This is a genomic window from Nocardia sp. NPDC058497, from assembly GCF_042720195.1.
GTDB lineage: Bacteria > Actinomycetota > Actinomycetes > Mycobacteriales > Mycobacteriaceae > Nocardia.
In genome coordinates this window covers 1-8,369 of record NZ_JBHXMY010000245.1, presented here as the reverse complement: position 1 = coordinate 8,369, position 8,369 = coordinate 1, and the positions used below count along the sequence as shown (strand labels likewise).

The following is an 8,369-nucleotide window of genomic DNA, read 5'->3' as shown; positions in this document are numbered from 1 at the left end:
CCCTCGTCGACCTCCTCGGCGGCGGGGGCCCCCCCCCCCGCGGCCCCCGCCGGTTACACGTCCGATCAAGATCACCACGCCGTGGTGGCGTAAGCCTCTCGGCCGAACTCACCTGACAGCGTGGTGATCAATCGCCCAGTTCAGGACCACCAGCGTTCTAGGACCATGGCGACGCCGTTGTCGATGTTGCTTCCGGTGACCTCGTCGGCGGCGGCACGTGCCTCCGGGTGCGCGTTGCCCATGGCTACGCCGTGGCCGGCCATGGTCAGCATCGGCACGTCGTTGGGCATGTCGCCGAACGCGATGATCGACGCGTCTTCGACGCCGACCCGCCGCGCCACCTCGGCCAGCCCGGACGCCTTGGTCACCCGCGGCACCGCCAGCTCGATCAGCCCGTTCTCGGTGGAGTAGGTGATCTCGGCGCGATCCCCGATCAGCGGCGCGAGCGCGGCGCGCATCTGGGAACTGCGGGCCGAGCTGAGCCGGATCAGCATCTTGATCGCGGGCGAGTCGATGACCTCGGCGTGCGAGACGACGGTGTCGTCGGGGTTGAGCCAGGCGTGCTCGTAGTTGGGCGAGCTGACGAACTGCTGGGTGGCGGCGTCGTGCGCGCTCGCGCCGACGCGCTCGGTGGCCAGCCCGCAGCCGGGTAGCGCGTGTTCGGCGAGTTCGGCCAGCCAGCCGAGGGTCTCGACGTCCAGGGTGTGGCTGGACAGGACACGATCGTTGGCGCTGTCGTAGATGACGGCCCCGTTGCCGCAGACCGCGAGCGGGGCGTACCCGAGTTCGCTGACGACCGGATCGATCCAGCGCGGCGGCCTGCCGGTGGCGAGCACGAAGGTGGCGCCGTCGGCGACGAGCGCGTTGACGGCGGACTTGGTGCGGGCAGATACCTTGTCCGCGTCGTCGATCAGCGTGCCATCGACATCGGTGGCCACCAACTTCGGTTTCGGGTGCAGGGGCGTCATCCATTCCATCCTGCCGCACGTCGCCACACGGGGACGGCGGACTGTCCCTATGATCAGGGCCTGAATACCGATCCAGAGGGGACTGATGACCGGCTTCTTGTTGCGGCGCGCGCTCAACTACGTCGTGCTATTGCTGCTGGCTTCGTTCCTGACGTTCAGCCTGGCCTCGCTCACCTTCCGCCCGCTCGACAGCCTCGAGCAGCGCAATCCGCGCCCGCCGCAGTCGGTGATCGATGCCAAGGCCGAGCAGTTGCACCTCGACGAGCCGATCCCTCAGCGCTATCTCACCTGGCTCGGCGGCGTCGTGCAAGGGGATTTCGGGACGACGCTGGCTGGCCAGCCGGTGAGCGAGGAGCTGGGCAGGCGGGTGTCGGTGAGCCTGCGACTGCTGATCCTCGGCTCGGTCATCGGCACCGTGCTCGGCGTGCTGATCGGCGCGGCGGGGGCGATCCGGCAGTACAAATTCAGCGACTACTTCACCACCGTGGTGTCACTGCTGATCATCTCGACGCCGGTGTTCCTGCTGGCCACCCTGATGAAATACGGTGCGCTGCAGATCAACACGGTCACCGGCACGCAGATCTTCCTGTACACGGGCGAGACCTCGGCGACCCAGGTCGTCGGCGTGTGGAACCAATTCGTCGACCGCGCACAGCATCTCGTCCTGCCGACACTGGTGCTCGCGCTCGGCGGCATGGCCGGTTACAGCCGCTACCAACGCAACGCCATGCTCGACGTGCTGCAGAGCGATTTCATCCGCACGGCACGGGCGAAGGGCCTCTCGCGCAATCGCGCCCTCTACAAACACGGCCTGCGCACCGCCCTGATCCCGATGGCCACCCTGTTCGCCTACAGCCTCGGCGGTTTGATCACCGGCGCGGTGTTCGTCGAGCGAATCTTCGGCTGGCACGGCGTCGGCGAATGGTTCATCGACGGGGTCAACGCCCAGGACCTCTATATCGTCGTCACGGTGGCCACTTTCGCCGGGCTGGTGGTGCTGGTGTCGGGTCTGCTCTCCGATGTCGTGCTGGCCCTTCTCGACCCGAGGGTGCGTATCTCATGACCGAAACCGAACTCATCGTCGTCGGCGCCCCCGAGGCGGTCGCGGCCGGGCGCCACAAGCTCGTCTGGCGGCGCTTCCTGCGCAACAAACCCGCCGTGGTCGGCGCGGTGATCCTGCTCCTGCTGGTGATCGTCAGTTTCGCGCTGCCGCCGCTGCTGCCGTGGGACTACCAGCAGATGGACTACAAGGCGCTGCTGAAGCCGCCGAGCCTCGAGCATCCGTTCGGCACCACCCAGATCGGCCAGGACGTGCTCGCCCAGACCATGCGCGGGTTGCAGAAGTCGCTGGTCATCGGCTTCTGCGTGGCGATCTTCTCCAGCATCATCGCCTCCACCGCAGGCGCGCTGGCCGGGTTGCTCGGCGGCTGGACCGACCGGGCCATCATGTGGCTGGTCGACCTGCTGCTGGTCGTCCCCGCGTTCATCATCATCGCGCTGTTCGCCCCGCGCACCAAGGGTTCCGGGTCGATCCTGATCCTGATCGTGCTGCTCAGCGTGTTGGGCTGGATGATCTCGGCCCGCATCATCCGTGGTCTCACCCTGAGCCTGCGTGAACGCGAATTCATTCGCGCCGCACGGTATATGGGCGTGCCGACACACAAGATCATCATCAGCCACATCATCCCGAACATCGCCTCGATCCTGATCATCGACACCACGCTGGCCGTCGGCGCCGCGATCAGCGCCGAAACAGGTTTGAGCTTCCTCGGTTTCGGTGTCCAGCCGCCCGATGTGTCGCTGGGTTCGCTGATCGCCGCGGGCACCAAGTCCGCGCTGACCTACCCGTGGCTGTTCCTGTTCGCCGGTGGCCTGCTGATCACGATCGTGTTGTGCGCCAACCTCGTCGGCGACGGCCTGCGTGACGCCTTCGACCCGGGTGCCCGCGGCGCCCGCAAGGCGCGCAAGGAAGTCGCCGAGAAGAAGGACGAGAAGCGATGACCACGTCCACCGCACCCCTGCTCGAAGTGACCGACCTGCGGGTTTCCTTCCCCGGTGAGGAAGGCCGCGTCGACGCCGTGCGCGGGGTGAACTACACCGTCGCCGACGGCGAGGTACTCGCGATCGTCGGCGAGTCCGGTTCCGGCAAGTCGGTGTCCTCGCTGGCGGTGATCGGCCTGCTGCCCGAACAGGCGCGCGTGCAGGGCTCGATCCGGCTGCGCGGGCGCGAGCTGCTCGGCCTGGGCGACAAGCAGATGTCGAAGCTGCGCGGCTCCTCGATCAGCATGGTCTTCCAGGACCCGCTCTCGGCGCTGACCCCGGTGTACCGGGTGGGCGACCAGGTGGCCGAGGCGCTGCTCGCGCACGGCTCGATGAGCCGCAAGGAAGCGGGCGAACGCGCCATCGAGCTGCTCGAACTCGTCGGCATCCCCGACGCGCGGCTGCGCTCGCGGGCGTTCCCGCACGAGTTCTCCGGCGGTATGCGCCAGCGCGTGGTGATCGCCATGGCCATCGCCAACGATCCGGCGCTGATCATCTGCGACGAGCCGACCACCGCACTCGACGTGACGGTGCAGCGCCAGATCCTGGACCTGCTGCGCAAGGCCCGCGACATCACCGGCGCGGGCGTCATCATGATCACCCACGACATGGGCATCGCGGCCACGATCGCCGACCGGGTCGCGGTCATGTACGCGGGCAAGGTCGTCGAAACCGCGCCGGTCGCCGAGCTTTTCACCGCGCCACGGATGCCGTACACGGTGGGTCTGCTCGGCTCGATCCCGCGCATGGACGGCCCGCCGCGCATGCCGCTGATCCCGATCGTCGGCGCGCCGCCCGCCATGCACGATCTGCCGCGTGGCTGCTCGTTCGCGCCGCGCTGCCCGATCTCCATCGACGACTGCACCGCCGCCGAACCGCCGCTGGAGAAGGTCGCGCCCCGGCACTCGGCGGCCTGCATCCGCACCGCCGAGGTCGGCACGGCCCAGCTGTTCCAGGCCTACCGCAAGGAGATCGCCGAACCGGCGCGGCCCGACGCCATCGATTCCGATGTCGTTTTGCGGGTCACCGACCTGGTGAAGACCTTCGCGCTCACCTCCGGCGTGCTGCTGCGCCGCAAGACCGGCGAGGTCCGCGCCGTCGACGGCATCAGCTTCGCCGTGCGTACCGGCCGCACCCTGGCCCTGGTCGGCGAATCGGGTTCGGGCAAGTCGACGACCCTGTCCCAGATCATGGACCTGGTGCGCCCGCAGTCGGGCAGCATCGAGGTACTCGGCAACGACGTCGCGAGCCTCACCAGGGACCGCACCCGCGAGATCCGCCGCAAGATGCAGATCGTCTTCCAGGACCCCAGCTCCTCCCTCGACCCGCGCCTGCCGATCTTCGACGCCCTCGCCGAACCGTTGCGCATCGACGGCCGCTCCCGCGAGGAGGTCAACCGCCGGGTCCCGGAGCTGCTGCGCCAGGTCGGCCTGCGCCCCGAACACGCCGAGCGCTACCCCGCCGACTTCTCCGGCGGCCAGAAACAGCGCATCAGCATCGCCCGCGCCCTCGCTCTCGACCCCCAGCTGCTCGTCCTCGACGAACCGGTCTCCTCCCTGGACGTGTCGATCCAGGCAGGCGTCCTGAACCTGCTGCGTGACCTGCAAGCCGAGCGCGGACTGTCCTACCTGTTCGTCTCGCACGACCTGTCCGTGGTCCGCAATCTCGCCCACGACATCGCCGTCATGTTGCGCGGCAAGATCGTCGAATCCGGCCCGGCCGAGCAGATCTTCGCGAATCCTCAGCACGAGTACACCCGCGCGCTGATCGCGGCAGTCCCGGAACCCGTCGTCAGCGGCTGAACACCAGGAGGCACGCCATGAGATCCCGAGGAATGCAGTCCCGCCGCCGTGCCCGGCTGCGCTGCGCCGCCGTGGTGGTGGCGGCCGGGATGATCGTGGCGGGGTGCGGGGCGGGTGAGGAGTCGGCGACCGGCCTCAGCGATGCACTCGGGACGACCAGCGATATCAATCCCCAGGGGTTGGACGCGCTGCGCGAGGGTGGGAACCTGCGGCTGGCCACCACCTCATATCCGGCGAACTGGAACACGCTGTCCAACGACGGCAACGAGGCCGAGATCGCCGACATCCTGCGGCCGATGATGCCGCGCTCGTTCGAGATCGACGCGGCCGGACAGCTCAGCGTGGACACCGACTACTTCACCGACATCGCGCTGACCAGCACCGACCCGATGCGGGTGACGTACACGATCAACCCGAAAGCGGTGTGGTCGGATGGCTCGCCGATCACCTGGGAGGACATCGCCGCGCAGGCGAACGCGCTCAGCGGCCGCGACAAGCGCTACCTGATCGCGATCACCAGTGGTTTCGAGTTCGTCGAGAAGGTGGAGCGCGGCGTCGACGACCGCCAGGCGATCCTCACCTTCCACACCCCGTTCGCCGACTGGCGCGGCCAGTTCGCAGGCAACAGCTCCCTGTACCCGAAGTCGGTGACCAGCACGCCCGAGGCGTTCAACACCAGCCTCGTCGACGCGATCAGCCTTACCTCGGGCCCCTTCGTCATCACCGGCACCGACCGCGCCCAGGGCCGGATAACCCTGGGCCGCAACCCGAAATGGTGGGGCGACAAGCCGGTCCTCGACACCATCACCTACAGCGTGCTCGACCGATCGTCATGGGTACAGGCCCTGCAGAACAACGAACTCGACCTCACGCTGCTCACCACCATCGACGATGTGAAGACCGTGCGCGGCACCGAAGGACTGGTCGTCCGCCGCGCCCCCGGCAATCGCTGGCGCCACATCACCTTCAACGGCGCACCCGGCTCGATCCTCGCCGACCCCGCTGTGCGCGTGGCGATCTCGAAGGCGATCGACCGCCAGGGCATCGTCTCCGCGATCCAGAACGGCCTCGTCGAGAACCCCCAACCGCTGAACAACCACGTCTTCCTACAGGGCCAGAAGGGCTACCAGGACAACAGCCTCGGCTTCGATCCCTCCGCCGCCGCCAAGGAACTCGACGCACTCGGCTGGAAACTCAACGGCGACGTCCGCGAAAAGGACGGCCGCGAACTCGTCATCCGCGACGTCATGTACAACGACCCGACCTGGGTCCAGATCGCCCAGATCATCCAGCAGAACCTGGCGGCGATCGGCGTCGGCCTGACCATCGACACCAAACCCGCCGCGGGCCTTTTCACCGACGTCATCCAGCCCGGCGATTTCGACGCCGCCCAATTCACCTTCCAGGGCGACCCGTTCCCCCTCGCCAGCCTCCGCCAGATCTACTACTACGACCCCAACGACCTGCAGGGCAATTTCGGCCGCATCGGCTCCCCCGAACTCAACGCCCTCATCGAACGCACCCTCACCGAACTCGACCCCCAGAAGTCCATCGACCTGGCCAACCAGGTTGACCGCATGGTCTTCGAGGAAGGCCACTCCCTGCCGCTCATGCAGTCCGACGGCAGCTACGGCGCCCGCACCACCCTCGCCAATATCGGCTCGCCGGGATTGGCGTCATACGACTACACGAAGATCGGCTTCGTGAAATAGCCGCAGCTACTCACGCCGTCCGGCTCATGAGGTAAACGCGCCGCACTTGTGCAGCGAACTATCGGAAAGGAGCGAACCATGCGGATTCGTTCAATGACCACCCGTCTGGCAATACCACTGGTCATAGTCAGCGTGCTCGCTGCCGGGTGCGGCTCGGGCGAGGAGGTCACCGCGGAGGGCTCTGCGGCGCTCGGCACCACCAACGACATCAACCCCAGGGATGTCAGCGAGCTGCGTGATGGTGGCAATCTGCGGCTGGCGCTGACCTCCCTGCCCGAGAACTGGAACAACCTGCACACCGACGGCAACGACGGCGACACCGGTGCCCTGCTGCGTCCGGTGATGCCGCGAGCCTTCAAGACGAACGCGGCAGCGGAGCTCTCGGTGAATACCGACTTCTTCACCGATGTCGCGTTGACCAATACCGATCCGCAGCAGGTCACGTACACGATCAACCCCAAAGCGGTATGGACGGACGGCACTCCGATTTCCTGGGAGGACATCAAGTCCCAGGCCGCGGCCCTCAGTGGCGCCGACAAGGCCTTCTTGATCGCCAACAACAGCGGTTTCGATCGCGTCGAAAAGGTCGAGCGCGGTGTCGATGACAAGCAGGCCGTCATCACCTTCAAGAAGCACTATGCCGATTGGCGTGGTCAATTCGCGGGCAACTCGTTCCTGTTCCCGAAGTCGATCACAGCCACACCGGAAGCCTTCAACAACAGCCAGGTCGATGCGCTGACCGTGTCGTCCGGCCCGTTCGTCGTCCAGTCCGTGGACCGCGGGCAGAACCGGGTCGTCCTCGGGCACAATCCGAAGTGGTGGGGCGACAAGCCGAAGCTCGACACCATTACCTTCAGCGTGCTCGACAGCTCCGCGTTCGTTCCCGCTCTGCTGAACAACGAGATCGATGCGGTGGGCGTTGCCAGTCGCGACGAGTTGAAATCCGCGAGAGACACAGCGGGCGTCGCGATTCGCCGAGCGCCCGGCAACAGCTGGGGCCACTTCACATTCAACGGTGCACCCGGCTCCGTCCTCGCCGACCAGGGTGTCCGAGTGGCGATCTCGAAGGCGATCGATCGTCAGGGCATCGTCACCGCTGTCCAGAACGGGCTCGTCCAGGATCCGCAGCCGCTGAACAATCACATCTACCTGCGCGGCCAGGACGGCTACCAGGACAACAGCCTCCCCTTCGATCCGGCGGCCGCGGCCGAGGAGCTCGACGCTCTCGGCTGGAAGCTCAATGGCGACGTGCGCGAAAAGGACGGGCGCAAGCTCGAGATCCGCGACGTCATGTACAACGACCCGACCAATATCCAGATCGGGCAGATCATCCAGCAGAACCTCGCACAGATCGGCGTCAAGCTGACGATCGAGACGAAGCCAGGAGCCGGACTCTTCTCGGATGTGCTCCAGCCGGGCAACTTCGACGTCGGCCAGTGGTTCTGGGCAGGCGACCCCTTCCCGCTCAGCAGCCTGACCCAGATCTACGGCTACAACCCGGACGATATTCAGGGAAACTACGGCCGCATCGGCTCCCCTGAGATCAACGCCCTGATCGAGCAGACCGTCTCCGAGCTCGATCCGGTCAAGGCGAAGCAGCTGGCCAACCAGCTCGATCGAAAGATCTTCGAGGAGGGGCATTCCGTGCCCTTGTTCCAGTCCGCGGGCAATGTCGCGGTGCGGGACAACCTGGCGAACTTCGGTGCGGCAGGATTGGCTTCGCTCGACTACACCAAGATCGGCTTCGTCAAGTAGCTGTCGACGCGCCGCACTCGTGCAGCGAACCTTCGGAAAGGAGCGGACCATGCGGATTCGTTCAAAGCCAGTCTCTTTTAAACAAAAGACGC

Annotated in this window: 6 protein-coding genes; 5 read left to right on the top strand and 1 reads right to left on the bottom strand. The window is 66.5% G+C overall.

What is annotated here, in order from left to right; genetic code table 11:
* Nucleotides 1-140: 140 nt before the first annotated feature.
* The gene (locus ACFWPJ_RS17715) at nt 141-977 is read right to left on the bottom strand and encodes an HAD family hydrolase (RefSeq protein ID WP_378852596.1); all 837 of its coding nucleotides are present in this window, start codon (nt 975-977) and stop codon (nt 141-143) included.
* 76 nt (nt 978-1,053) lie between these two features.
* On the opposite strand from ACFWPJ_RS17715, the gene ACFWPJ_RS17710 reads away from it, so the two are divergent.
* The 5 genes from ACFWPJ_RS17710 to ACFWPJ_RS17690 all read left to right on the top strand — a co-directional run bounded on the left by ACFWPJ_RS17710 (nt 1,054) and on the right by ACFWPJ_RS17690 (nt 8,277).
* Nucleotides 1,054-2,031, top strand: a complete 978-nt coding sequence (locus tag ACFWPJ_RS17710) for an ABC transporter permease (protein ID WP_378852594.1) — start codon at nt 1,054-1,056, stop codon at nt 2,029-2,031.
* Nucleotides 2,028-2,969: an ABC transporter permease gene (locus ACFWPJ_RS17705; protein ID WP_378852592.1), complete on the top strand. Its 942-nt coding sequence runs from the start codon at nt 2,028-2,030 to the stop codon at nt 2,967-2,969. The genes ACFWPJ_RS17710 and ACFWPJ_RS17705 overlap by 4 nt, the downstream gene beginning before the upstream one ends.
* The gene (locus ACFWPJ_RS17700; protein ID WP_378852590.1) at nt 2,966-4,810 is read left to right on the top strand and encodes a dipeptide ABC transporter ATP-binding protein; all 1,845 of its coding nucleotides are present in this window, start codon (nt 2,966-2,968) and stop codon (nt 4,808-4,810) included. Before ACFWPJ_RS17705 ends, ACFWPJ_RS17700 begins: the two co-directional genes overlap by 4 nt.
* A gap of 17 nt (nt 4,811-4,827) precedes the next feature.
* On the top strand, nt 4,828-6,522 hold the full coding sequence (locus tag ACFWPJ_RS17695; RefSeq protein ID WP_378852588.1) for an ABC transporter family substrate-binding protein: 1,695 nt from the start codon (nt 4,828-4,830) through the stop codon (nt 6,520-6,522).
* 78 nt (nt 6,523-6,600) lie between these two features.
* A complete protein-coding gene (locus ACFWPJ_RS17690) occupies nt 6,601-8,277 on the top strand; it encodes an ABC transporter family substrate-binding protein (protein ID WP_378852586.1) in 1,677 nt (558 codons plus the stop codon).
* Nucleotides 8,278-8,369 lie beyond the last annotated feature (92 nt).